This window comes from Candidatus Krumholzibacteriia bacterium (genome assembly GCA_029865265.1).
Lineage (GTDB): Bacteria > Krumholzibacteriota > Krumholzibacteriia > WVZY01 > JAKEHA01 > JAKEHA01.
The window spans coordinates 1-25,530 of the sequence record JAOUHG010000011.1; the positions used below are offsets into that span (position 1 = coordinate 1).

A 25,530-nucleotide genomic window follows, 5' to 3' on the forward strand; every position below is an offset into this window, starting at 1 on the left:
ATACGACGAAGCCGTTCCCTACTTCGAGCGCGCAATCAAGGCGTACGAGAACAGCGTTGGCCCCGGGCACTCGCACCTTTCGTACCCGTACCAGAACCTGGGGCACCTCTACAAGTCGTTGCAGCAATACGACAGGTCCCTGGAATACTACACGCGCGCGCTGGAGATCCGGCGCGGCGCGCACGGCCCCGACCACTACACCATTTCGTGGACGCTGGTGTTCATCGGCCAGCTGTACATCGCCATGGGCGACACGAGGAGCGCGGAACCGCCGCTGCGCGACGCCCACCGGATCGCGCTGGAGGCCTTCTCCGAGTTGCACGAGCACCGCACCCGCGCGGTGCTGCACCTCGCCGACGTCCTCACCGCCAACGGAAAGTACGGCGAGTCCGAGTCGCTCCTTCTCGACCTGCACGCGACGCTGTGGACCGCCGAGGACGCGAGTCACTCGCGCAAGAAGTGGGCGGCGGAGTCACTCGCGCAGCTGTACGAGGCGCAGGGCAAGGAGGCCCAGGCGGCGCAGTACCGCCAGGAGCTCGCGGCGGTGGAGGCCGCCGAGGACGAGCAACCCTGATATAATGCGGGAATGAACCGGGAACGCGCGGAGAGGATTCTGAGGGAGACGTCGGCCGGCGGGAGCGGTTCGGTGGAGGAGGCGGTGGCGATGGTCTACGACCAGCTACGCGCGGTGGCCGCCGGCTACCTGCGCCGCGAGCGTGCCGGTCACTCGCTGCAGCCCACCGAGCTGGTGCACGAAGCCTTCGTGCGCCTCGCACAGCAGAGCGGCCTCAACTGGGAGAACCGCATTCACTTCATCCATATTGCGGCCGCGCAAATCCGGCGTGTGCTCGTCGACCACGCGCGACGCCGCAACCGGAACAAACGCGGCGGCGACCTGGTGCGAGTGACGCTGAGCGACGTGACCGACGGGACGCAGCCGTCGTTCGACCTCATGGCACTCAACGACGCCCTCGAACGGCTCGACGCGCAGTCGACCGAGGACCGTCAGATTGTGGAACTGAAATACTTCGGCGGGCTGACCGAGGCGGAGATCGCATCCCTGCTCGGCATCAGCGAACGCACCGTGCGCCGCCGCTGGTCATTCGCCCGCACGTGGCTCTTCAAGGAACTGACGGAGTAGCGCGGGGGGCGCGCGCGAGTCGAACCCGCGACCCTCAGCGCAGGCTGATCCAGACCGACTTCTGCTCCAGGTACAAATCCAGCGCAGCCGCGCCGAGTTCGCGGCCGAAGCCGCTCTCGCGATAGCCGCCGAACGGAACCGAGGGCGAATACACGTTGTAGGTGTTGATCCACACCGTGCCCGCGCGCAACCCCGCGGCCACGCGGTGCGCCTTGCCGGGGTCCTGCGTCCACACGCCCGACGCGAGGCCGTAGCAGCTGTCGTTGGCCATGCGCACCGCATCCTCCTCGTTCTCGAAGGGAATCACGCACAGCACCGGACCGAAGATCTCCTCGCGCGCCACCGTCATGTCGTTGTTCACACCGGTGAGCACGGTGGGCTCAAGGTAGAACCCCTTGCCGCCCACAGCGGTAGCCTTGCCTCCCGCCGCGACCGCGGCGCCCTCCTTCACACCCGCCTTGATGCGATCGAGGATGCCGTCGCGGTGCGACTTCGACACCTGGGGTCCCAGGCGCGTCTTCTCGTCCATGGGATCACCCGCCGTGTAACGGGCCATCTTGGCCTTGATCAGTTCCACGAACGCGTCGTGCACCGAATTCTCGACGAACAGGCGTGAACCCGCGGCGCACACCTCGCCCTTGTTGTAGAAGATGCCTCCACACGCGCCCTGCGCCGCCGCTTCCAGTTTTGCGTCGGCGAACACGATGTTGGGAGACTTTCCGCCCAGTTCGAGTGACAGGCGCTTGATGGTTCCCGCTGCGGAGCGCATGACCGTGCGCCCCACTTCGGTCGATCCGGTGAAGGCAATCTTGTCCACGCCGGGCGAATCCAGCAGCGCCTGGCCCGCCACCGAGCCCTTGCCGGGCACAACATTGACAACACCGGCGGGTATCCCGGCCTCCAGGCACAGCGCGCCGAGTTTCAGCGCGGTCAGCGGCGTGAGTTCGGCCGGCTTGATGACGGCCACGCAGCCCGCGGCGAGCGCCGGCGCGAGCTTCCACATGGTGAGCAGCAGCGGAAAGTTCCACGGCACGATCATCCCCACCACGCCCACCGGCTCGCGCAACGTGTAGCACAGGAGCCCGGGGCGCGCGGGGATGGTTTCGCCCTCGATCTTGTCGGCCCAGCCGGCGTAGTAGCGCAGCAGTTCCACCACGAACGGCACCTCGATCTTCGACGACTCGAAGACGGGTTTGCCCTGGTTCATGGTTTCCAGGCGCGCGATCTCGTCCGCGTCACGCTCCACCAGATCCGCCAGCCGCCACATCAGCCTGCCGCGCGACGCGCCGTCCAGCTTGCGCCACGGCCCGGAGTCGAATGCCGCCCGCGACGACACCACCGCCGCGTGCATGTCCTCCGGCGTGGCGGAGGCCACCTCGCACAGCTTCTCCTCGGTGGCGGGATTGATGACGGTGTGGGTGGCGCCGTCGGACGCGTCCATCCACTCGCCGTTGATGAGCAGCTTCGTGCACTGGATCTTCATTGTTCTCCTTAAAGTCGCACGTACTCGAAGTCCAGCGGGCGGCCGTGGATGCCGTGCTGCGGCGGTGCGATCCAGTTGGCGAACTTGCCGCGGTCCGTCACCAGGAACTGCACGCTCTTGACATAGTCGCGATCGGCGCGAGTGGGCAGAAATTCCGCGCGCCGCGCCTCGAACTCGTCTTTGGACAGCATGTTCCCATCCGGATCGAAGGACGCGCGGGAGTATGTGCCGACCATGCGGTGGAAGCGGTCCGAAGGCAGCATGATGCGCTGGCGGCACTCCTCATTGTCGAGGATCTTGTTCCAGCGGGCTACCGCACGGCCGCAGTCTTCTATGTAGGCGTCGCGCAGCACCGCATTCATGGCGCGGCGCATGGGGATCTCGTGCTCCTTGAGCCGCGCCTGCTCCTCGTCGTAGACCGCGTAGCGGTATGCGCCATCGCGTCCGGTCGGATCGGGGTAGAGCTTGCGATTGGCCTCGTTGAAGCGGCCCTTGAGCCCGTGGGCGAAGTAGTTTGCGGCGTTGCTGGAATCCTCGTTGCCAAACAGGTCGAGTGACACCGAGAACCAGTAGTTAATGTACCTCTGCACGATGTCCAGCGGAATACCGCCGAAGGGACGCACGTCCTCGCTCTCGTTCTCGCGCATCAGCTGCGCGGTGCGCCGGATGGTTCGCGCGATGCCGGTCTCGCCCACGAACAGGTGGTGCGCCTCCTCGGTGAGCATGAAGCGCGTGGTGCGCGACAACGGCGTGAAGGCGCTCTCCGCCAGCGAACCCAGCTGGTACTTGCCATCACGGTCGGTGTAGGTGGCAAAGCAGAAGAAATCGAGCCAGTCGTCGATGGGATCGTTGAAGGTCGAAAGCAGGCGCGGCGAGTCTTCGTCGCCGGAACGACGCTCCAGCATCTCCTCCGCCTCGTTGCGGCCGTCCTTGCCGAAGTACGAGTGCAGCAGATACACCATCGCCCACAGGTGGCGCGCTTCCTCCACGTTCACCTGGAAGAGGTTGCGCATGTCGTACAGCGACGGCGCGGTAAGCGCGAGGCGGCGCTGCTGCTCCACCGAACCGGGCTCGGTGTCGCCCTGGGTGACGATGAGCCGGCGCAACTCGTTGCGATACTCGCCCGGCACGTCCTCCCAGCAATCGGCGCCGATGTTGTCGCCGAAATGGATGTTGCGCTCCCCCTTGACCGGCGCGAGGAAGATGCCCCAGCGGTACTCGGGCATGCGCACGTAGTCGTACACGGCCCAGCCCGATGAATCCACGCTCACCGCGGTGCGCAGATAGATCTCGTTCTCCTGGTACGCCACCGGACCCTGGTCCCGCCACCACTCCATGAACTGCGGGTGCCAGCGTTCCAGCGCGCGCAACAGCTTGACGTTCTCTTTGAGGTCGACGTTGTTGGGAATGAGCTCCTTGTAGTCCATCCTAGACCCTGCTCCAGTCGAATTCAGGTGAATGCGGCTTGCCGTAGGAAGTGAGCGCACCTCGCTCACCCACCGCGTTGGGCCGCGTGAAGATCCAGTTCTGCCACGCGGAGAGCCGCGCGTAGATCCGGCTTTCCATGGTTTCCGGGCCGACGAAGCGGAGGTTGGCCTCCATCCCCGTCAACGCATCCGGCGAGAGCGAGCGCCGTTCTTCCAGAATCATCCGGATCTCGTCTTCCCAGTCAATATCGTCGATGCTGTCGGTGACGAGACCGAGTTCCATGGCCGTTTCCGGCGCAAGCGCCTGACCGCAGCGCTCTAGCACGTGCCCCACCGACTCCGGCGAACCGTAGAAGCGGTTCTCCAGGCGGGTGAGTCCGTGCGCCATCGGGAACGTCCCGGCGTTCATCACACTGAGTGCAATTGTATTGTCACGATCGGGATCGTCGAGCATGTACGCGCGATCCGCCGCCAGCGCCACTTCCATGAGACTGCCCGCGAAACACGAACCGGGCGTGATTATAGCGAAGAAGGTGCGGGCCGTCACGTCGATCATCTTGAGCGTGCGCCCCTGCTGCAGCAGCGTCTCACGCACGAACCAGTGATCCTTGCGCGCCGCGAGCGCTTCGTCCAGCGCAAGCACCGCGGCGGGATCGCCCTCGGTGTGGAACGTCACCAGCCCGATCTCGGGATAGTTGAAGCGCAGTTCAAGAATTGCGCGGCGCAATTCGCGCCACATGCGCAGCGCGTACCAGCCGGCGCCCCGTGCTGCAGGATCGTCGGGAATGGCGGCGTCTTCCGCCTTCGGCCCGGCGATGGTGAGGCGGGCCATGCGCTCGGCGCGGTTCACGTCCAGGGTGACATGGCGGAAACGCAGCACATCGCCGTCCATCTGCGGTTCGACGTCCTCCAGTTCGAGCCCCTTCACGCTGTGACCCTTGTCCGCGAGATCCGCCAGGCGCTTGCGAACCGCGTCCGCGTAGGCCGACTTGGGATGAGTGAAATCCACCAGACCCCAGTCGAGCGCCTTGCGGGCCTTGGCGCCCTCGGCGATGGTGCAGAACGCGTCGGCGAGGTCGCGGCGCACCTTGCGCTTGTCCACCAGGCGGGTGAGTCCACCGGTGCCCGGCAGCACGCCCAGCAGCGGAACCTCGGGCAGGCTCACCGCGGAACTGCGGTCGTCCACCAGGTGGATCTCGTCGCAGGCCAGCGCCAGCTCGTAGCCACCACCGGCGGCGGCGCCGTTGAGCGAGGCGACGTACTTCTGGCCGCTCTTCGCGGTGGCCTCCTCGATGTTGATGCGCGTCTCGTTGGTGAACTTGCAGAAGTTCACCTTGTGGGGATGGGTCGACGTGCTCAGCATGAAGATGTTGGCACCGGCGCAGAAGATGCGGTCGTTGAGGCTCTCGATGCACACCACCGACACCTCGGGATGCTCGAAGCGCAGCCGGGTGACCGCGTCGTCGAGTTCGATGTCGACCGCGAGGTCGTACGAGTTCATCTTGAGCTTGTAGTCGTGCCGCAGCCCCTCGTCCTCGGACACGTTCATCATCAGCCACGCCACCGGCCCCTCGATCTTCAGCTTCCAGTGCTTGTAACGCGAGGGGTGGGTGCCAAAGGGAACCCGCTCGATTCCTGTCTGCGTTTCCTTCATTTTCTATTCCTTGATGCGAATGGCGATCTTCCCGATCGCGCGCCGTTCTTCCATTGCGGCATGCGCCGCGGCAATATCCTTCATGTCATACACCGCACCCACCACCGGCCGCATCCGGCCCTGGAAGATGAGCTTCAGCGCGGCCATGAGCTCTCCCCGCGATCCCGTCGTCGACCCGATGATCTCCAGCTGCCGATAGAAGATGTGGCGCAGGTCTTCCTCGGGATTATAGCCCGTGGTTGCGCCGCACGTCACCAGCCGCCCGCCCCGGGCCAGGCTCTTGAGGCTGCCCAGCCAGGTGTCCCGCCCCACGTAGTCCACCACCACGTCCACCCCCCGCTTGGCCGTCACCTCGCGCACCCGGCGCGCAAAGTCTTCGCGCGAGGTGTCGATGAGCACGTCGGCGCCGAGCTCGCGGCACAGCTCCAGCTTCTCGGGGCTGCTGGCGGCCGCGAACACGCGCGCACCGGCCACTCTTGCAATCTGGATGCAGGCAATACCCACCCCGGCCGACGCCCCCAGCACCAGCACGTCCTCGCCGGCGCGCAGCCGGCCCCGCGTGATGAGCATGCGCCAGGCGGTCACGAAGACCAGCGGGATCGACGCCGCCTCCTCGAACGACATCGAGTCCGGAATGGAGATAGCGTTGGGCGCGGGCACCACGATCTGCTCGCAGGTGGTGCCGCTGGCGTGCTCTCCAATGAGGATGTACTTCACGCACAGACTGGCATCGCCGCGCACGCAGAACTCGCACTGACCGCAACAAATCGACGGGTCCATGAGCACGCGGTCGCCCACCTTGACGTTACCGACCCCGGCGCCGGTCTCGCTGACCACGCCGGCCGCGTCACAGCCGGGAATGTGCGGAAACGGAATCTTGATGCCGGGCATGCCGCGCCGCAGAAATATGTCGATGTGATTGAGGGAGCTGGCGTGAATGTCGATACGGACCCGGCCAGGCCCGATGGCCGGGGCCGGCTGCTCACCGTACTGGAGCACGTCGGGTCCGCCGTGCCGCTCGTAGTAGATCGCTTTCAAACGGATCCTCCGTCATGACTTGCGAAACCGCTCGAACCGCGCACGCCACGCGTCCGAGATGGGAACCGGCTTGAAGGTGTCGTCGATAGCAACGTTCTTGATGGTTGCACGCGCGCTCACCTCGCCGTCGGCCAGGCGCACGATGGTATACCCCACCGTGATCGACGTCCGCCCCACGTCCAGCAGTTCCAGATCCACGCGAATGCGGTCGCCGTAGCGGAGCGGCTTCAGAAATTCCGTCTCCACCCGCACGCTCGGATATCCCACCCGCTCCTTGAGGACGAGGTCCGGATACGGCACGCCCAGCGCGCGCCCGAACCACTCCTCGAACGCCTGATGGAAGTAGTGGAAGAAGCGCGGGTAGTAGACCACGCCGGCCTGGTCGATCTCACCGAAGCGGACATCGAACTCCGCGCTGAAGGTCATGCGCCGTAGGCGTCGTCCGCCTTGGCCGCGAGAATGAAATCGCTCTCGGTGAGGCCGTCGATCTTGTGCGTCCAGATGGTCAGCCCCACGCGGCCCCACGCCAGGTGGATGTCCGGGTGGTGGCCCTCCCGCTCGGCGATCTCACCGACGCGGTTGGTGAAGTCGAGGGCCTGCTTGAAATCGTCGAAGGTGTATGCCTTCTCGAGGTGATGTTCGTCCACCACCTGCCAGCCGCCACCGAGCTTCTGCGCAAGCACGCGCAGCAGATCCCCCTTGATGGGGGGCACGCCGCCACGGCACGGCACGCAGTGCTTCGAGGACAGTTCACCCATGGCAACCCCGGCCCCGCGGCGCTAGCGCGCCGCCTTGAACCGCTTCCCGACTTCGTCCCAGTTGACCACGTTCCAGAATGCGGTCACGTAATCCGGGCGCCGGTTCTGGTAGTTGAGATAGTACGCGTGCTCCCACACGTCGAGGCCCAGGATGGGCGTCATTCCCTCGGAGAGCGGCGAGTCCTGGTTGGGCGTCGAGGACACGGCCAGGGTGCCGTCCTTCTTGACCGAGAGCCACGCCCAGCCACTGCCGAAACGCGTCTTGGCCGCGGTCTCGAACTCCTGCTTGAACGCGTCGAAGCTCTTGAACGCCTTCTCCATCGCCGCGGCGAGCTCACCGGACGGCGCGCCGCCACCATTGGGCTTCATGACGGTCCAGAACAGCGAATGGTTGGCGTGACCACCGGCGTTGTTGCGGATGGCGCCGCGGATGTCCTCGGGAACCGCGTTGAGATTGCCGAGCAGTTCCTCGGCCGACTTCGACCCCAGTTCGGGGTGCTTTTCGAGGGCGGCGTTGGCGTTGTTGATGTAGGCCTGGTGGTGCTTGCCGTGATGAATCTCCATGGTGCGCGCGTCGATGTGCGGCTCCAGGGAGTTCTTGGGATATGGGAGATCGGGAAGCGTAAATGGCATGGCGTGCCTCCTTCTTTCAGTCTGGAATGATGGATCCGAGAACGGATCGAGAAAAAATGGCTAGACCGTGAACGATTCGCCGCAACCGCACGTGGCCTTCGCGTTGGGGTTCGAGAAGACGAAGCCCTTACCGTTCAAGCCCGTGGTGTAGTCGAGCGTGAGCCCGTGCAGAAAGAGTTTGCTCTTCTTGTCGACCACGATGCGCACGTCGCCACTGGCAATGACGACGTCGCTGTCCGCGGCGCTGTCATCGATGGACAGGTTGTACATGAGCCCCGAACAGCCGCCACCCTTGACCGCGACCCGCAGGAAGGCGGTATCCGGGCTCTTCTTCTCGGCGACGATGCAGTCGCGGATGGCCTGTACGGCGTTTTCGGTGACGGTAATCATTGCGGACGAATCCTCGCGAAATCGGCGTTCCTGGTTCACGTTCTTGCGGCGGGCCGAATTGGGGCATGCGCCGCAGGTTCCCAGTCATTATAATCATCGGGGTGTGCCCGGTCAAACCATCAGATCGACATGCGCTTAGCGCCTGTTTGCGGCGCTGCGTGGCGGCCGGGCTGCTGTTGCTGGGCCTGGCCGGGCCCGCCGCCGGGGGGCCCTGGACGCGCGCGAAGGGGGGGCACTACGCCAAGTTTTCGGCGAGCTACCTCTACACCGACACCGAGTACGACTACCAGGGCAACGAGGTCCCGCTGCTCACCTCGAACCCGCTGGTGCAGTCCGCGGCCTACCGGGAGGTCGACCTCTCCGCCTACGTGGAGTACGGGATCACCGACCGCATCTCGCTGGTGGGAACCCTGCCCTTCAAGATCCTCACCTCGCGGCGCACCGAGATCAGCGACATCGCGGACCTGATCCGGGAGATCGATGCCACCAACGCGGGACTGAGCGACCTCTCGATCGGCGCGCGGCAGGCACTCGTCACCGGCCGCTGGCCGGTGTCGGTGGAGGTGACCGGCAAAGTCCCGCTCGGGTACGATGCGACCCCGGACAACGGCGCCCCCGCCCTCGGCACCGGGTACGCCGACCTCTCCGGCGCGCTGCTCGCCGGCAGGAGTGCTCGCGGCATATACGCCACCGCGTCGGCCGCATACCGCGTGCGCGGGGGCCCGCTGGCCGACGACGTCGGCTTTGCGGCCCAGCTGGGCGGATCGGGCGGGGGTTTTTCGGCGCAGGCGCTGCTGGAGGGCTGGTATTCCACCGTGGACCCGGAGCCACTGGACGTGTCGTCCACCGTGGCCGTTCCCAACCAGGACGTGCTCAAGCTGATCGCCTCGCTGGGCTGGCAGTTGAACACGGAGGCGGCGATCGTCGCGGAGGTGTATCACGTCCTGCAGGCGAAGAACGCCCCCGCCGGCACCACCGCCGCCGTGGGACTGGTGCTCACGCGCTGAGGCAAAAGACCCGTTTTGGTGCGGATCGCTTTCGCGCGCGGGTCGTATAATGGTACGCTCGATTCGCTCAACCCGGAGGATCCATCGAATGAGACTCACCCGCTCCATCATCGCCGCCGTGGCCTGCAGCCTGCTCGCGTCCGCGGCGGCCGCGGCGCCGCGCATCCTGGTCGTCTGCCGGGGCGACGCCACCCTGAAGGCGTTCGACGCCACCAGCTACCAGCCCCTCTTCTCGGTCAAGCTGCCCGGCGAACCCCACGAAGTGGCGGTGTCTCCCGACGGGCGCTTTGCGTACACGGCGGACTATCTGGGGCTCGACAACACCGTGTCGATCATCGACCTCGAGAAGCAGCAGCGCGTGGCGGATGTGAACGTCAAGCCGAGCTACAAACCGCATGGATTCGGCATCACCCGGGACGGCACGCGCCTGTACGTGACCTGCGAGGCCTCACGCGCGGTGGTGGAACTGGACCCGGCCGCGCGCTCGGTGAGGCGCACGTTCGCGATGCGCGACTACGGCGCGCACTTGCTCACCCTGTCGCCGGACGAGAAGTGGATCTACGCGTCGAGCATCATCGCCGGCACGGTATCCTTCATCAACCTGGAAACCGGAGAACTCGACCGCACGGTGATGAGCGGACAGGGCTGCGAGGGAATCGCCGCCGCCCCGGATGGCAGCGAGATATGGTCGGTCAATCGCCTGTCGCAGACAATTTCGGTGATCAAGTTCAACGCAACCCGGCGGGATACGACCATGAGCGCGGTGGGCAATCCCATCCGCATACGATTCACCCACGACGGATCGACCGCCATCGTGACCTGCGCGCTGACCAACCAGCTCGCCCTGTTCGATCGCGAACAGCGCAAGGAAACCGGGCGCGTGGTGGTGGGCGACTTTCCGCTCGTGGTCGAGATATCACCCGACGGCAAGCGCTGGTTCGTGACCAACAACCACGCCGGCAGTGTCTCGGTGGTGGACGCCGCGACCCGCGAGCAGGTGTCGACCTTCCCCGCGGGCGAGAGCCCCGAGGGCATCGTGTACATCCGCTGAGACGCCCCTCAGGGGCCTGCGAACGCCGCGTGCTCGTCGTCCAGGGAAACGCGCACACCGGTGACCTCGGTGCGACCGCGGCCGGTTGAGATCTTGATGGCGCCGAAGTCCGTCCACTGGTTCCACGGCAGCGTGAAGCGTGGCTTCTCGTCACCCGCGTCCGCAAAATAGCTCCACTGCGACACCAGCGCGGTTTCCCGATCCACGTAGACCTCGTAGCGGTTGTGCGGCGTGTCCCCAACGTCTGTGAACGTCAGCGTGAGCACGTCGGCGGGGCGGCCGTCCTCGGTGGCGCGCTCCCCGGCGTAGGTGAGCGTCACCCCGGTATCCTTGAGCTTGAAAGGCATGATCAGCCAGTAGGAGTCGTTGATCCATATCGAGCGCGCACGCTGCAGGACCGCAACCCGGTCGTCGTCGTCGGCCATCTCCCGGCCGCGATTCCATGCGCGCCCCACACCACTGTTCACGTTCATGATCACCAGGAGCGTATCGGACTGCAGGCGATAATCACCGGTCCACTTGTTCCACAGATGGGTCCGGCCGAAGATGGTCCAGCCGATGCATTGCACCGCATCCCAGTTGGCGCGACCGCCCATGGCGTCCATGGTGCGGTCGGCGATGGCCACCGCGCGCGCGCCGGATCCGGCGCTGTCGAAGCCTTCCGCCGGTGGATTCTCACCCGCCATCGCCAACGCGGCCACCAGCAACCCACCCAACCCGATCAACCCTCGCTTGCTCATGGATCATTCCTCCCTGGATATCTGCCCGTCGCCGGTGACGCGGAAGCGCGACAGCGGCTCGGTCAGCGGCAGCGCATCACCCGCGGCCAGGATCTCGTTTATCAATTGTTCGCGCTCGCTGACGCGGATGTGCACCGCAAACAAGGCACGCGGTCGCAGACCGCGTTGCAGCAGGCGCTTCCCGAACGGATAGGTCAGGAACCAGAACGGAAAGAACCCCACATCGGCGGTCTCATCCACGACACCCGCCGCCCGCAGTGACTTCTCGTCGATTATACCGTCGCCGAGGTGCAGGACCGTGCGCCCGCCCAACCGCACGACGATGCCGAGTTGCTCGACGTCGGCGTAGTTCACGCGACCGTGACTCAGACCGAAACCTTCGATCCCCACCCCGTTCACCTCGACCACCTCGCGCACCCCGTCCACCGCGGGCAGCGCGTGCACCCGATCCACGAACGCGGCCCCGGCGTGGTCGATGAAGCGCCCCACCGCCTGCGGGGTCGACACGAAGCGGGTCCGCGGGCTGGCGCGCAGATAGTCGGCCACCGCACCCGGATCGAAATGATCACCGTGGTAGTGGGTGGCGATGACGGCGTCCGCGCCGTCGAAGGGTGTGCGCGCATGGCGCAGATCCTCGAGTGCCGACGGCGCCGGCACCGCAAACGGAATCGCCTCGGCTCCAAAGAGCCCGTCGATCAGGACCGTGCCTGCGTCCGACCGGACCAGCACGCCCTCGCAGCCCAGGTAGGTGACGTGCATCACGCCAGGATCATAACCCCCTGTAAATCAACATATTACGACGCAAGCCGCGGCGGCGCGCCGGCGCGGGCATCATGGTAGCACACATGTGTAACCTTTCCGAGGCCCCGAACGTCCTCTTGATGCGTCATGAACCGCGAATTCCACAGGCTGGCCCGGGAGCACGGCGGTCGAATCTACACCTTCGCGCTGCACGCGCTCCGTAACCAGGAGGACGCCGAGGACGTGACGCAGGAGGTGCTGATCCGTTTGTGGCGCCATCGCGAAACCGTGGACCCCGCACGCCTGCACGCGTGGGTGATGCGGGTGGCGCGCAATCTGGTGATCGATTCGAGCCGGCGCCGGCGCATGCGTGCCTCGGTGTTTGCCGACGGCACCGACGCCGAGGCAGTCGCCGGCCTGGCGGCAGCACGCGCGCCCCGGAACGACAGCGCCGAGCGCAGCGAGTTGCGCGGCGTGCTGGAAGCCGCCGTCGCGGATCTGGAAGAGCCCTATCGCAGCATCGTGATCATGCGGGAAATACAGGATCTCTCTTATAACGAAATTGCCGCGGCCATGGAAATGCCGCTCGGAACCATCAAGGTCTACCTGCACCGCGCGCGCCGCCAGCTCCGCGAACGCGTCAGGAAGGAACTGGGACATGCAGCACCATAGCGACCTGGTGACCTGCGCGTGGGTGCGCGCGCGCATCGACGAGTTCTCCGACGGCGCCGAGGGCGGACTCGGACCCGGCGAACGCGCGGCTGTCGAGGATCACGCGAAGGGCTGTGCTCCATGCCGGGCCGAGATCGAAGCGGCGCACGTGCTGCTCAATGCGCTGCGCGCCCTGCCCGTCCACGAGGTCCCCGCGTCGGTGGTGGCCGCCGCGGAGGCGGCCATTGCGTCCGCCGACCGCGCGGTGCCGGTACCGCATCCGCGGGCACGCCAGCGCGGTGCGGTGCGCTGGCTCCCCGCGCTGGCGGCAGCCGCGGGCATCGTCGTGGTGGTGGCTACGGCACGCTGGTCGGACCCGGTCGTAACCGTAAGCAGCGGTTTCGCCGAGGCACGCGTGGAGCGCGCCACCCGCGAGGCCGTGCTCGCGCTTTCCTATGTAAACCGCTACGCGCGCATGACCGGCCAGATCGTGACCGACGAGGTGCTGGAGCGGGGCGTGGTGGGAAGTGTGGAGCGCGCCATCGACACCGGGGTCATCGCCCCGCGCCGGAACTCTTCCCTGCGCCGCGCGCTGGAAAAATCTGGTTTTGTTGAAACCAAACCGGAACACGAACGCTCTTAAGGGTGCACGACAAACAACGGAGGCATTATCAATGCGACATCTCATGACCATCATAATCGCGTCACTGCTGCTGGGCGGTGCGACCATCGCGGCCAACGCGCAGGACAAGAACGCCAAGGGCACGGACAAGGAAGCCGCCCTGCGTTCCCAGCCCGGCTATGTCGACTTCTCCATGCTGGACAAGATGGGCCAGGACGCCAAGGTCGAGGTCAACCTGCGCGACCCGATGCTGGGCCTGGTGGGCAAGTTCATCTCGGACGAGGACGAGGAGCTGCGCGACCTCATATCCAGCCTCAAGCTGGTGCGGGTGCGCGTGTACGAGATCACCCCCACCACGGTGGAGCGCCTGCTCGCCGCCGGGTCGGAGACCGCCACCAGGCTGGACAAGGACGGCTGGGAGCGCATCGTGCGCGTACGCGACGGCGAAGAGCACGTCGACGTCTACTTCAAGCCATCGAGCAACGCGGAGTGGATCGAAGGCGTGCTGGTGATCGCGCTGGGCGACGACAATGAAGCCGCGTTTGTCAACATCGTCGGCACCATCCGCCCCGAGGACGTTGCAAAACTTGGCGAGCATTTCGACGTGAACGGAATGGACAAGGTCCACATCGAGAAGAAGATCAAGAACTAGCGCGCGGAACGGAGGAGCTCCATGAACACACGAAAGACGAGCCCGCTGTTCCTGGCGGCAACCCTGTCCCTGCTGGCACTCTCCAACGGGTGCATGTGGGCGCCGGAACTCACCGAAGTGAAGCGCGACATCGCGGGACAACTCCCCGATGTCACCTTTCGCAAGAACCTCACCCTCTCACTCGGCCCGTTGACCATGTTGCTGGCGCGGACCGTCACCGGGTTCATTCCGGACGCGAGCGAGGCGCGCCCCTATCTTCGCGGCGTGAGCAAGGTGCAGGTGGCCATATACGAGACCGAGGGCAACGTCCACGCGGCTACCATCGAAACACCGGCGCGCCTGCAGGAGATGATTGACGACGGCTGGGAAATGGCGGTGCGCGTGCGCGACGAAGACGAGATGGTGTGGCTTCTGTACCGCATCGACGGCGACTCCGTGCGCGAGATGTTCGTGGTGGTGATGGACGACGAAGAGCTCGTGCTGGTGCGGGTCAAGGGCCACCTGGAGCGCCTCATGGCGGAGGCGCTCGAGAACATCGACGACGAGGGAAGCTTCCTGCGCCGGTCCCACGGCGTGGAAATGTAGCCCCGCCGGCGCCCCGCGACGATCCCTGGTTGCGCCCCGTGTCCGCTGCCCGTATCATCACCGGCAGCGGCGCGGGGCGAACTGCTTGAACATCCGCCCTCATTTCCCGCACCTGACTCTGCACACCCGCTTCGTGCTGCGAAGCGCCGAGGAGTTGTCACACATGGCCGGAATCAAGGAACACGGAACAGGATACGGAGACCACTTTCCCGCGTCGCGCAAGGTGTACGCGCCGGGCCCGCGCGAGGGCATGCGCGTTCCCCTGCGCGAGGTCGCCCTGGCGAGCGCCCGCCGCGCCGACGGCTCCGCCCCCGGCAACGCGCGCCTGCGTCTCTACGATACCAGCGGCCCCTGGACCGACCCGGACGTGCGCATCGACGTGCGCGCGGGTCTGCCCGCGGTGCGCGCCGCGTGGATCGACGGGCGCGGAGACGTGGAGTTCTACGCCGGCCGCGACGGCCACTACGAACGCGACGGCCGGCCGGTCCCGTTTCCCGGGCTGCACCGTGAGCGCCGCCGTGCGCGCGTCGGCGCCAACGTGACGCAGATGCACTACGCGCGCCGCGGCGTCGTCACTCCGGAGATGGAGTACGCCGCCATCCGCGAGAACCTGGGCCGCCCCGAGGCCTACGAGGCGGAGTTCGCGCGACGCAACGGCGCGGAGGGCGCGCTGGCCCACGCACAGGTGGGCCGTTCCGACGTTCTAAACCACCAGCACCCGGGGATGCCCATGGGAGCACGCATCCCGCGCCACATCACGCCCGAGTTCGTGCGCGACGAGCTGGCCGCCGGCCGCGCCATCATTCCGGCGAACATCAACCATCCCGAGCTGGAGCCCATGATCATCGGGCGCAACTTCCGCGTGAAGATCAACGCCAACATCGGCAACAGCGCGGTGGCTTCTTCCATAGAGGAGGAAGTGGAGAAGATGCGCTGGGCGACACTCTGGGGCGCCGACACGGTAATGGATCTTTCCACCGGCAAGAACATCCACGACACACGCGAGTGGATCGTGCGCAATTCGCCCGTCCCCATCGGGACGGTCCCCATCTACCAGGCCCTGCAGAAAGTGGGCGGCAAGCCGGAGGAGCTCACCTGGGAGGTGTTCCGCGAGACGCTGATCGAGCAGGCCGAGCAGGGTGTGGACTATTTCACCATCCACGCCGGCGTGCTGCTGCGCTTCGTTCCCTGGACCGCGAACCGCGCCACCGGAATCGTTTCGCGGGGCGGGTCCATCATGGCGGCATGGTGCCTCGCCCACCACCGCGAGAGTTTCCTGTACACAAACTTCGGCGAGATCTGCCAAATCATGGCCGCCTACGACGTGTCCTTCTCGCTGGGAGACGGGCTGCGCCCCGGCTCCATCGCCGACGCCAACGACCGCGCGCAGCTCGCCGAGCTGCAAACCATCGGCGAGCTAACGAAGATGGCGTGGGAGAACGACTGTCAGGTGATGATCGAAGGCCCCGGACACGTGCCCATGCACCTGATCCAGGAGAACATGGAACTGGAGCTGCAGCACTGCCACGAGGCGCCGTTCTACACGCTGGGGCCGCTCACCACCGACGTGGCCCCCGGGTACGACCACATCACCAGCGCCATCGGCGCCGCCATGATCGGCTGGCACGGCTGCGCGCTGTTGTGTTACGTGACACCCAAGGAGCACCTCGGCCTGCCCGACCGCGACGACGTGAAGGCGGGCGTGATCGCCTACAAGATCGCGGCCCACGCCGCCGACCTGGCCAAGGGCTTCCCCGGCGCACAGGAGTGGGACAACGCGCTGTCGCGGGCTCGCTTTGAGTTCCGCTGGGAGGACCAGTTCAACCTGGCCATGGACCCGGAGACGGCGCGCGCCTTCCACGACGAGACGCTGCCCAAGGACAACATGAAGACGGCGCATTTCTGCTCCATGTGCGGACCACACTTCTGTTCGATGAAGATCACCGAGGACGTGCGCGCCTATGCGCGCGAGAAGGGAATCTCCGAAGAGAGCGTGCTCGCCGAGGGGATGGCGGACAAGGCCCGTGAGTTCAAGGACGGCGGCGCGAAGATCTACCGCTGAGGCGACCGTCTGCAACCGCCGGCCACCGGGTCACGTAGTACGCCGGACCGTCCCGACTCCCGTCCAGGAGGATCCCATGCGTATCGTGCTCGCCGCGGCACTGGCCGCACTTCTGTGTACCTCGTCCGTCTCCGCCGGCAGCCTGTCCGGCAGCGTCACCCGTGATGGCAAGCCACTGGCCGGCGCCTTCGTGACCGCGCGCGATTCGTCGGCCGGCCTGGCCGTCTCGGTGCGCAGCGACAGCGACGGGCGCTACCAGCTCGAGGTTCCAGCGGGAAGCTACACTCTGACGGCGCGCGTTCGCGGTGCCGTCTCCGCCGCGGTTGCGGTGGCCCCCGGCGCAGGTGCCGATCTCGACGTCAACACGGCGGTGGACGCCATCACCGACGCGCCGCCTCGCGCCTTCATCAGCATCCTCCCCGATGGCGACGAGAAGCGCCGTTTCATAGTGGATTGCATGGGCTGCCACTCCATGCGCGCCACCAACGTCCTCGACGTGGACGGCACCCCGCGCGACGAATCCGCATGGGCTGAGGCGGTCGACCAGATGCTCGCCTTCGCCGGGCACGACACCGGCTTTCCCATCCTGCCGCCGGACCGCACCGCCGGGCCGACCGCGGCCTATCTTGCGCGCCACGTGACCGCCGGCGCCATCGAACGCGCCGTGGCCGGCACTCCCCCGCTGCCCGCGCCGGGCACCGCGTACGAAGTGACCGAGTGGGATCTCCCGGAACAGCGCGACTTCCCGCACGACCTCATGCGCGACGGGCGCGGCAACGTGCTCGTCACCGGGATGTTCAGCGGCAGCATGTACCTGCTGGACCCGAAGAGCGGCGACTTCTCCACGGTGGCGATTCCAGTGCCGGGCGCAAATCCGCGCGCGCTGGATATCGACGACGACGGCGACTGGTGGATCCTGCTCGGATTCCCGCGCAAACTCGCGCGCTACCGCGTGGATGCGAAGGAATGGGACACCTTTGACATCGGCGTCTACGGGCACAGCGTGGGTGTGGATGCGAAGAAGCGCGCCTGGTTCAACGGACACTTCACGCGCGACCCGATTGTGTTTGGTTACGTGGACGCCGCCAGCGGCGAGACCCGCACCCTGGAGGCGCCTCCCACCCCCATGCCGGTGGAACAGGGCGGTCCGATCCCCTACGAGTTGCGGGTCGGGCCGGACAATACGATATGGATTACCGAGCTCGCCGGAAACCGCCTCATAAGACACGTGCCGGAGAGCGGCGCCACGACCGCCTTCGAACTGCCGGTGAAAAACAGCGGGCCGCGGCGCTGCGATGTCGGTCCCGACGGGCGCGTGTGGATTCCGGAGTACGCGGGCGGGAAGCTGGCGTGCTTCGACCCCGCCACCGAACGCTTCGAAGAGTTCGACCTCCCGGTGCGCGACAGTCTTCCCTACTGCGCGCGCGTGGATGCGGGCCGGGGTCTGGTGTGGGTCTCGCAGTGCGCGGCGGATGCCATCGCGCGCTTCGACATCCGCTCGGGGACGTGGACGGAGTTCGAACTCCCCACGCGCAACGCGTTCATTCGCCACATGGACATCGATCCGGATACGGGGGAGGTGTGGGCGGCGTACTCGCACTCACCCAACCTGGAGATGCGTGTGGTGCGGCTGCGCGCGGCCCGGTGAGCCGCGCGCGACCCGCCGTCAACGCTCGTTGAGCAGATCGCGCAGCGCCTGCTTGGCGGCCGGGGTTCCGATGGCGCCCAGCGCCTGCACCGCGGCACGGCGCACCTCGCGGTTGGGGTCGGTGCGGGCCACCCGCGCCAGGATTGCCACCGACTCATCGGAGTCGATCTCGGACAGCGCCCACACGATGGCCTTGCGCTGCTCGGGATCCTCCTGCGCCTCCAGCATCTGCCCCAGCGCCGGCGCCGAGGCCTCGCCCGCACCCGACATGGCCGCGTACAGCGCCGCGCGCCGCACCTCCTCGAAGGGCGACTGGCGGTAGACCGCCATGAAGAACTCGGTGGCGTCCGCGTCGTCCAGTACATCCGCGAGCGCCCACACCGCCGCCTGCGCCAGTTCCTGGTCCTTCGTATCCATGGCCGCGGTGCGCAACAGCGCCTCCGCCTCGGGCCCGCCGTGCTCGGCGAGCGCGTAGAACGCCGCCTTGCGCACCTCGCTGTCGCCGGATGTCTTGACGATCTCGGTCAGCACCGGCACCACCGACGGGTCGTCCGTCTCCGCCAGCGCGTACACGGCGGCGCGGCGCAGCTCCCTCCCGTCGCGCGAGTCGGACTTGCTCAGAGCGATCTTCTTGAGGGTGGGAATGATGTTCACGTCGTCGCGCTCGATCAACGCGTAGAGCGCGGCCCGCTGCAGTTCCTCGTCGTCGGAAGTCTCCACGATGGACTCCAGCGCCGCGGTGGCGGCGGCGTCGTCCACTTCGGCCAGCGCGAAGGTGGCGGCGCGGCGCGCGTCCGGGTCGGGGTCGGTCCGGGCCACGTTGATCAGAATGCCGGTCACCTCGTCACTCTCGGTCTCGGCGATGGCGTAGAGGATGTGGCGGCGGATGTCGGCGTCCTTCTCTGTCTTCATGATCTGCACCATCGCGCTGACCACCCGCTCCTCGTCGGCGTACTCACTCAGCGCGTACACGGCGTGGCGGCGGATGTCCGGATCCGGGTCGGTCTCGGCCACCTGGATGAGCAGGTCGACCACGCGCGGATCGTCCACCTCCGCGATCATGTACACGACGTGGCGGCGCACGTCCGCGTCCTTCGACTTGGTGAGCAGGTCGGCCACCACGTCGAAGGGAACATCCCCGTCCTGGTCCATGATCTCCCATATCACCGACATCTTGAACTCGCTGTCCTCGTCGACGCGCCGCGCGGCCATGGATTCGAGCGCCGCCTTGCCGCGCGGATCACCGGCATCGGAGAGGCGCTTGGCCAGCTTGAAGTATTCGGAGCGCGCATCGTCCGACCACTTCCCGTCGGGGTGGGCCTCCAGGAATTTCGCGTAGCAGTCGAACGCCTGCTGGTAGTCACGCGTGGAACGCTGCAGCGAATAGCAGCGAAAGAACTCGGCGCCCTCCGCGTAGCGGCTGTCGCCGTAATCGGCGAGGAACTTCCGCGAGGCGTCGTACGCCTGGGAGTAGCGTTCGTCGTAGATGAGGTCCTTGAGCCTGTCGTAGGCCTCGGCGGCATCCTCGTTTCCGGCGCGTGCCGTCATCGGCGCCAGCGCACCCAACGCAAGCAGCGCGGCCAGAATCGTCGTCATGAAGTGCGTGCGATGTCTCATGGTGAGAGCTCCTCCTCAGAGCCTAGTCGAATGCCTTCCCCTGGCCGCCTTGCTTCCGGTCCGTCCCGGATGCCTCGCGCATCTGTTGCAGGTCTATACGAAGTAAGACGCCCTCGCGGTCAACCCGGTTGCGAATCATCTCCACCGCGGCGAGGTCGCTGTCCGCTTCCAGGTTGGCGATCTCGCGCAGGATCATCTCCAGCTGACCGACGAGGTCGCGCAGACGGCGATCCTCGGGGCGCGTAAGGTCGTCCTGAATCCGCTGACCCTCCGCCACTAGCACGCGCGCCTGCGCACGCTCGCTGCCGAAACCCGCGCCCTCGCCCTCGTCCGTCCCGCCGTTGAGGAGTGCGAACAGCACCACCTGCGAGCGGCCGATGTAACGCTGCGCCTCGCTGGTGTAGCTCGCGGCGGTAACCACACCCGCGCCCGCGTCGTGGCTGTCTCCGGTATCGCCGCGCACCTCACCGGCCGGCGCGTCGATGGGCCGCCCTTCGCTTCCCGCGGGCGGCCCGCCCTGGGAATCCAGCGCGAGCTGTTGGGGTTGCGGTTCGGCCTGTTCCGGCGGCGCGACCACGACGCTGGCCGGGTCGTGTGCGGCGCCGTTCGGTTGCGGTGCGAGAATCGTGCGGCCGATCCACACCCCGCCTGCCAGCACGGCGACGGCGGCGGCCACGCGGAATCCCCACGATCCAGCCGGCCGCCACCGCCCGAACCGGGACGCGTCCGCTGCAGCAGTGTCGCGCGCAACCCGCTCCTCAAGCCGCCGCCAGTACCCGTCCCAGAACACCTGTCCCGGATCCGGCCGGCGACGAGCGCTCATCGTCTCCAGGGTGGTGCGAAGTTCGCCGCAGAGCGCCGCACAGGCCGCGCATTCATCGAGATGCCGGGCGAGTTCCTCCGCGCGCGGTTGTTCGAGCTCGTCGTACAGCGCCTCGGGCATCCATTCCTGATAGGTCCTGCAGGTACTCACGCCAGATCACCCACTTCGTCCCGGTAGTCGGACAACCGGTCGCGCAACTTGCGCACGGAGCGAAACAGCAGGCTCTTCACGGTTCCCTCCGCGATCGACAACGACGCGGAAATCTCCATGATGCGCATGTCGTGGTAGTGGCGCAGCACGAACACGCTCCGCTCCTGGGCCGAGAGCACGTCCAGCGCGCGCTCGACGTCCTGCTGGAAGCGGGACGCCCCCGCCAGCGCGTCCGGGGCCGCGCCGCGCGCGGGTGGCAGGACGACGGGCATGTCGTCCTGCCCCGAACCCGCGACGGGCGCGTCGATGCTGACAATCTGCACCGGCTTTCTGCGCTTGCTGTCGATGTGTGCGTTCATGGTGATCCTGTACAGCCAGCTTCCGAGTTTTGCGTCGGCGCGAAAACCGCCGATCGCGCGATAGGCCTTGATGAATACTTCCTGCGACAGATCCTCGGCGTCGTGGTGGTTTCCACACAGGTCATAGGCCAGAGCAAACACATCCCGCTTGTACCGCTCGACGAGGTCACGGAACGCACCGCGGTCACCCGCCTGCATCCGCCGCACCAGTTCGCGCTCGTCATGCATCCGTTCAGGTTCTTTCTTTCGTCACGGCTCGCGGGTCCTGTCGCCGATTTCCCCGCCGCCTGGCGCGGCGGGGTCCCCATCGGCGACACCCGCTCGAACAACGCCGACGACGCGCGGATCAGCCCTTGTCCTTCTCGCCCTCTTGATAGATGCGAATGTTGCCGTTGACCGTGTCGAGCTTGATTGTGCCCTCGCCCTTGCCGAGTACGCTGCTCAGGGAGCTGCCCACGATGCCACGGTCGGCCTTGATCTCGCCGGTCCCGCGAATGCTTCCGTGCACCGTGCTGGCGCTCACACGCGCGCTGGCATTGCGCGGCAGCGTGAGCTCCACGGTTCCGTTGACTGACTGCAGGCGGATGGAATCCACCGCGCCGGTCACGTCCAGCTCGACATCGCCGTTCACCGCCGACAGTGCCACCGCGCCGGAAAGGTGCGTCGCGGTCACATCGCCGTTCACCGACGACGCGTCCACTTCCCCCTCGATGCCGTCCAGTTGCAGGTCGCCGTTGACCAGTTCGACCTCGTCGATACGCGTCCCGCGCGGCACGCGGATGGTGAACTCGACGCCGGCGTTACCGTCGTGATCCCAGTCGTCGTGATCGTCGATGTCCACCTTGATGACCACATGGCCGTTCTTCATGGACGACTCGATGGTGGTCTCGTCGAGCCGCTCCTGGCTGCTCGCATACTTGATGGCATCCACTTCGATGGTTGTGCCGTCGTAGCCGGTGACGGTGACGTCACCGTTGATGTTGGAGAGTGACAGGCTGCCCTTCTTGCCCGCGTCGAAACTCTGGTGGCTCTCCTCCTTGACCTTGTTCCACTTCTTCGCCACTGCGGCCGGTGCGGCCAGCGCCACCGCCAGCACCACCGCCAACGCCAACGCCGCCATCGTGAATCTGCGCATCATGCCCTCCTCGGACCCCGTGGATCCAGCTACCGGGTTCACCCGCGTCGCGGCACCCCGCCGCGCCCCTGTTCGCTAGTGATCAGACGGATCGGGGCGGCCCGAAGTTTACACCCGGGGGCCGAATTGACATCCGGGGGACAGATTGGATATCGTGGCCGACATCCCGTCCGGCCCGCGGGAGGGCGATCCGCCGCCCCGCCAAACGTCCAAGACAATAGCCTGTAACAAGATGACTCGGCCACCCGAGTCCAACGAGGCTCACGATGACAACCCTGCTCCGTCTCGTCATTGTCGCGCTGCTGGCCATTCTGCCCGCCACACCCGCCTCCGCCGACCTCCAGGCCATGCGCACCTCCCAGACGCCGGGCCTCGGCGACTACGACCGTGAATTCTGGCCCGGGTCCAACTACCGGCCCGAGGTGCGCTCGCCGGGCGATTTCCTCGGCTTTGAGCTGGGTTCGCGGCCGGCGCAGCACGAGGAGATCCTGCGCTATTTCGAGTACCTGGACGGCCTGCCCACCGCCGAGCTGCATACCATGGGCGAAACCTACGAGGGACGCAGCCTGGTGTACCTGGTGGTGTCCTCCGAGGAGAACGCTGCGCGGCTCGGCGAGATCCGCGAGAGTTGCGCCAAGCTGGCCGACCCGCGCCTGCTGGCGAAGGGAGACAGCGTCCAGGACGTCATCGCGCGCACGCCGGCGGTGGCGTGGATGGCCTACGGCATTCACGGCGACGAACTCTCCAGCTGCGACGCGGGCATGCAGCTCGCCTACCAGCTGGTGGCCGGAACCGACACCGCCACCCGCGCCATTCTCAAGGACTGCGTGGTCATCATCGATCCGGTGGAGAACCCGGACGGGCGCACGCGCTGGCTCACCCAGCTCGCGCAGTGGAACTCGGTGATTCCCAGCCACGACATACAGAGCATCAGCCACACCGGCATGTGGCCGTACGGCAGGACCAACCACTACCTGTTCGACATGAACCGGGACTGGTTCTCGCTCGTGCACCCCGAATCGCGCGCGCGCACGCAGGCAATCCTCGAGTGGATGCCGCAGTACCTGCTCGACTGTCACGAAATGGGGCCACTCGACACCTATCTCTTCTCGCCGCCGCGCGAACCGTTCAACCCGCACATGGTCAACTACATCCACAAGTGGTGGGCGCGCGTGGCCTCCGAGCACGCGGAGCAGTTCGACAACATGGGATGGAGCTACTACACGCGCGAGTGGAACGAAGAGATGTATCCGGGCTACGGGAGCTCGTGGGCCATCTACATAGGCGCGGTCGGGTTCCTCTTCGAGCAGGCGGGCGTGGATGGCTCGCAGGTGAAGCGACAGGATGGAACGGTGATGACCTTCCGCGAGACGGTGCACCACCAGTTCGTCGGCTCCATGGCCAATCTCATCCCCGTGGCCGCCGGGCGCGCGGAACTGCTCGCGGACTACCAGAAGCAGAAGGCGGACAACCTGCGTTCGAAGCCGGACACCTACGTCTTCACCGCGGGCGGAAACCAGAGCCGCCTCGACCAGCTGGTGGCAACACTCCAGCACCAGAAGATCGAGGTGCTGCGCGCGAACAAGGACTTCAAGCTGCCGCGCGCGCGCGCCTGGGACGGCCGCGATGTGCGCGACGTCGCCATCCCCGCCGGCAGCGCGCTGGTCCGCACCGATCAGCCCCTGCGCCAGTTGATCGAGGCCATTCTCGACTTCGACACGCGCATCCCCACCAGCTTCCTCGAGACGGAGAAGAAGGAGATACTCGAACGCGACGACTCGCGGCTGTACGACACCACCGGCTGGAGCCTGCCGCTCGCCTACGGACTGGTGTCGTACCGCGTGGCGGGTGTGCCCGGGGTCGCCAGCGAGCCCTACATCATTGTGCCGCGCGCGGGATCGCTCGACATCACCGAGGCACGCGTCGGGTTTGCGTTCGATGGCAGCGACGACCGCGCGTTCGAACTGCTCGCACGGTTATTCGAGACGGATATCAAGGTATGGTGCGCCAACAAGCCGTTCCGTGCCGGGGCGCTCGAGATGCCGCGCGGGAGTTACCTTATCCGGCGCGCCGGCAACCCCGGGCTGGATACGGCCAGGTTGCGCGAACTGGCGGAAGCGGCGGGCGTCACCCTGGTCGGCGTCAACGAGGGAATCGGGTCGGGCCGCTTTGCGGACCTGGGCGGCAACGAGTTCACGCTGCTCAAGCAGCCGCGCATCGCACTGGTGGGCGGCAACGGAATCAACCAGTACAACCTGGGCGCCGTGTGGCACCTGCTGGACAGCCGGCTGCGCATGCGCACCTCCACCATCGATATCGCCAACCTGGGCCGCGCCGACCTCTCCAGGTACAACGTTCTGTTCCTCCCCGACAACTACCGCGGCGTGCAGGGCTACCAGGGCCAACTGGGCGACGATGGCGTCGACCGCCTGAAGTCGTGGATCGAGGCCGGCGGCACGGTGGTGGCGGAGGGGGCGGGCGCCGCGTTCATGGCCGACACCTCGGTTGCAATCTCCCCCACGCGCATGCGCCGGCAGGTTCTCAAGAAGCTGCCCGAGTACCGCGCCGCCCTGGAAACGTCGAAGATGGCGTCGAGCCCCGTGATCGACAGCCTTTCCCTGTGGGAAGCGAAACCCGTCAAGACCGCCAGACCGACCGAAGCCACCGCCGAGGGCAAGAAGTCGGCTCCCGACGATGACGCCATCGAGCGCGAGGACGAAATCGCGCGCAAGCTGGCCCCGCGCGGAACCATCGTCGCCATCGATCTGGATACCGAGCACTGGCTCGCGTACGGGTGCGCACCCACCATGCCCGCACTCCTGATCGGGAACCGTGCCTTCGTCACCCGCACGGTGCGTGTCCCCGCACGGCTCGCGCCCGCGGACCGGCTGCGACTCTCCGGCCTCCTGTGGGAGGAGGCGCGCACGCGCTGGGCGGAGACGGCCTACGCGACGCGGGATGGCGTCGGCTCCGGCCAGGCCATCCTGTTCACGTCGATCCCGAACTTCCGCGGCTACTACCGCGGCACCGAACGGCTCCTGCTCAACGCGCTGCTCCTGGGCCCGGGAATGGGCACCGACCATCCGGTGGGATGGTGACGCATCCGGCTCGCTCCGGGGATCCTGCATCCCCGGAGCGGGCCGAAATGTTGTATAATTGTGCG

Annotated in this window: 25 protein-coding genes; 11 read left to right on the forward strand and 14 right to left on the reverse strand. The window is 66.6% G+C overall.

Going from position 1 to position 25,530, the window contains the following annotated elements:
* The coding region (locus tag OEX18_06980; GenBank protein ID MDH4337010.1) for a tetratricopeptide repeat protein at window positions 1–574 on the forward strand (574 nt) is incomplete at its 5' end.
* Window positions 575–586: 12 nt separating this feature from the next.
* Window positions 587–1,141 carry an ECF-type sigma factor gene (locus tag OEX18_06985; GenBank protein MDH4337011.1) on the forward strand — a complete coding sequence of 185 codons (555 nt, stop codon included), beginning with the start codon at window positions 587–589 and terminating at the stop codon, window positions 1,139–1,141.
* A gap of 34 nt (window positions 1,142–1,175) precedes the next feature.
* Here the strand turns inward: OEX18_06985 and OEX18_06990 are convergent, their stop codons facing one another.
* From OEX18_06990 to OEX18_07025, 8 genes are read right to left on the reverse strand one after another with little or no spacing between them, the layout of a single operon-like run.
* A complete protein-coding gene (locus OEX18_06990) occupies window positions 1,176–2,624 on the reverse strand; it encodes an aldehyde dehydrogenase family protein (protein MDH4337012.1) in 1,449 nt (482 codons plus the stop codon).
* Between the two features lie 8 nt (window positions 2,625–2,632).
* Window positions 2,633–4,051, reverse strand: a complete 1,419-nt coding sequence (gene boxB, locus OEX18_06995; protein MDH4337013.1) for a benzoyl-CoA 2,3-epoxidase subunit BoxB — start codon at window positions 4,049–4,051, stop codon at window positions 2,633–2,635.
* Between the two features lies 1 nt (window position 4,052).
* Complete coding sequence (gene boxC / locus OEX18_07000; protein ID MDH4337014.1) at window positions 4,053–5,705, reverse strand: 2,3-epoxybenzoyl-CoA dihydrolase; 1,653 nt, start codon at window positions 5,703–5,705, stop codon at window positions 4,053–4,055.
* A gap of 3 nt (window positions 5,706–5,708) precedes the next feature.
* Window positions 5,709–6,743 carry a zinc-binding dehydrogenase gene (locus OEX18_07005; GenBank protein MDH4337015.1) on the reverse strand — a complete coding sequence of 345 codons (1,035 nt, stop codon included), beginning with the start codon at window positions 6,741–6,743 and terminating at the stop codon, window positions 5,709–5,711.
* A gap of 12 nt (window positions 6,744–6,755) precedes the next feature.
* Window positions 6,756–7,169, reverse strand: coding sequence for an acyl-CoA thioesterase (locus tag OEX18_07010; protein MDH4337016.1), 414 nt, complete (start codon window positions 7,167–7,169; stop codon window positions 6,756–6,758).
* On the reverse strand, window positions 7,166–7,501 hold the full coding sequence (locus tag OEX18_07015; GenBank protein ID MDH4337017.1) for a 4a-hydroxytetrahydrobiopterin dehydratase: 336 nt from the start codon (window positions 7,499–7,501) through the stop codon (window positions 7,166–7,168). The genes OEX18_07010 and OEX18_07015 overlap by 4 nt, the downstream gene beginning before the upstream one ends.
* A 21-nt stretch (window positions 7,502–7,522) precedes the next feature.
* Window positions 7,523–8,134 carry a superoxide dismutase gene (locus OEX18_07020; GenBank protein MDH4337018.1) on the reverse strand — a complete coding sequence of 204 codons (612 nt, stop codon included), beginning with the start codon at window positions 8,132–8,134 and terminating at the stop codon, window positions 7,523–7,525.
* A gap of 60 nt (window positions 8,135–8,194) precedes the next feature.
* Entirely contained in the window at window positions 8,195–8,524 is a 330-nt protein-coding gene (locus OEX18_07025) for an iron-sulfur cluster assembly accessory protein (protein MDH4337019.1), read from the reverse strand.
* A 158-nt stretch (window positions 8,525–8,682) separates the two neighbouring features.
* Here OEX18_07025 and OEX18_07030 point away from each other — a divergent pair, with 158 nt between their 5' ends.
* Both OEX18_07030 and OEX18_07035 read left to right on the forward strand, forming a co-directional pair.
* Window positions 8,683–9,531, forward strand: coding sequence for a hypothetical protein (locus tag OEX18_07030; GenBank protein ID MDH4337020.1), 849 nt, complete (start codon window positions 8,683–8,685; stop codon window positions 9,529–9,531).
* A gap of 88 nt (window positions 9,532–9,619) precedes the next feature.
* Window positions 9,620–10,582, forward strand: coding sequence for a YncE family protein (locus tag OEX18_07035; GenBank protein ID MDH4337021.1), 963 nt, complete (start codon window positions 9,620–9,622; stop codon window positions 10,580–10,582).
* Window positions 10,583–10,590: 8 nt separating this feature from the next.
* Here the strand turns inward: OEX18_07035 and OEX18_07040 are convergent, their stop codons facing one another.
* Together OEX18_07040 and OEX18_07045 are read right to left on the reverse strand one after the other, a co-directional pair.
* Entirely contained in the window at window positions 10,591–11,322 is a 732-nt protein-coding gene (locus OEX18_07040; GenBank protein ID MDH4337022.1) for a hypothetical protein, read from the reverse strand.
* 3 nt (window positions 11,323–11,325) lie between these two features.
* Window positions 11,326–12,081, reverse strand: a complete 756-nt coding sequence (locus OEX18_07045) for an MBL fold metallo-hydrolase (GenBank protein ID MDH4337023.1) — start codon at window positions 12,079–12,081, stop codon at window positions 11,326–11,328.
* A 129-nt stretch (window positions 12,082–12,210) separates the two neighbouring features.
* On the opposite strand from OEX18_07045, the gene OEX18_07050 reads away from it, so the two are divergent.
* The 6 genes from OEX18_07050 to OEX18_07075 all read left to right on the forward strand — a co-directional run bounded on the left by OEX18_07050 (window position 12,211) and on the right by OEX18_07075 (window position 18,283).
* Complete coding sequence (locus OEX18_07050; GenBank protein ID MDH4337024.1) at window positions 12,211–12,735, forward strand: sigma-70 family RNA polymerase sigma factor; 525 nt, start codon at window positions 12,211–12,213, stop codon at window positions 12,733–12,735.
* Entirely contained in the window at window positions 12,722–13,357 is a 636-nt protein-coding gene (locus OEX18_07055; GenBank protein ID MDH4337025.1) for a zf-HC2 domain-containing protein, read from the forward strand. Before OEX18_07050 ends, OEX18_07055 begins: the two co-directional genes overlap by 14 nt.
* Window positions 13,358–13,400: 43 nt before the next feature.
* Window positions 13,401–13,988: a DUF4252 domain-containing protein gene (locus tag OEX18_07060; protein MDH4337026.1), complete on the forward strand. Its 588-nt coding sequence runs from the start codon at window positions 13,401–13,403 to the stop codon at window positions 13,986–13,988.
* 21 nt (window positions 13,989–14,009) lie between these two features.
* Window positions 14,010–14,573: a DUF4252 domain-containing protein gene (locus OEX18_07065; GenBank protein ID MDH4337027.1), complete on the forward strand. Its 564-nt coding sequence runs from the start codon at window positions 14,010–14,012 to the stop codon at window positions 14,571–14,573.
* A gap of 163 nt (window positions 14,574–14,736) precedes the next feature.
* Window positions 14,737–16,635 (forward strand): phosphomethylpyrimidine synthase ThiC, encoded by a 1,899-nt coding sequence (gene thiC / locus OEX18_07070; GenBank protein ID MDH4337028.1) that lies wholly within the window; start codon window positions 14,737–14,739, stop codon window positions 16,633–16,635.
* A 76-nt stretch (window positions 16,636–16,711) separates the two neighbouring features.
* Complete coding sequence (locus OEX18_07075) at window positions 16,712–18,283, forward strand: carboxypeptidase regulatory-like domain-containing protein (GenBank protein MDH4337029.1); 1,572 nt, start codon at window positions 16,712–16,714, stop codon at window positions 18,281–18,283.
* A gap of 18 nt (window positions 18,284–18,301) precedes the next feature.
* Here OEX18_07075 and OEX18_07080 read toward each other — a convergent pair whose 3' ends face one another.
* The 4 genes from OEX18_07080 to OEX18_07095 form a co-directional block, all read right to left on the reverse strand.
* Window positions 18,302–19,900, reverse strand: coding sequence for a HEAT repeat domain-containing protein (locus OEX18_07080; protein ID MDH4337030.1), 1,599 nt, complete (start codon window positions 19,898–19,900; stop codon window positions 18,302–18,304).
* Window positions 19,901–19,922: 22 nt separating this feature from the next.
* Window positions 19,923–20,873, reverse strand: a complete 951-nt coding sequence (locus OEX18_07085) for a zf-HC2 domain-containing protein (GenBank protein ID MDH4337031.1) — start codon at window positions 20,871–20,873, stop codon at window positions 19,923–19,925.
* Entirely contained in the window at window positions 20,870–21,460 is a 591-nt protein-coding gene (locus OEX18_07090) for a sigma-70 family RNA polymerase sigma factor (protein MDH4337032.1), read from the reverse strand. Before OEX18_07090 ends, OEX18_07085 begins: the two co-directional genes overlap by 4 nt.
* 118 nt (window positions 21,461–21,578) lie before the next feature.
* Window positions 21,579–22,367 carry a DUF4097 domain-containing protein gene (locus OEX18_07095; GenBank protein ID MDH4337033.1) on the reverse strand — a complete coding sequence of 263 codons (789 nt, stop codon included), beginning with the start codon at window positions 22,365–22,367 and terminating at the stop codon, window positions 21,579–21,581.
* Window positions 22,368–22,633: 266 nt separating this feature from the next.
* On the opposite strand from OEX18_07095, the gene OEX18_07100 reads away from it, so the two are divergent.
* Window positions 22,634–25,465, forward strand: a complete 2,832-nt coding sequence (locus OEX18_07100; protein ID MDH4337034.1) for a M14 family metallopeptidase — start codon at window positions 22,634–22,636, stop codon at window positions 25,463–25,465.
* Window positions 25,466–25,530 lie beyond the last annotated feature (65 nt).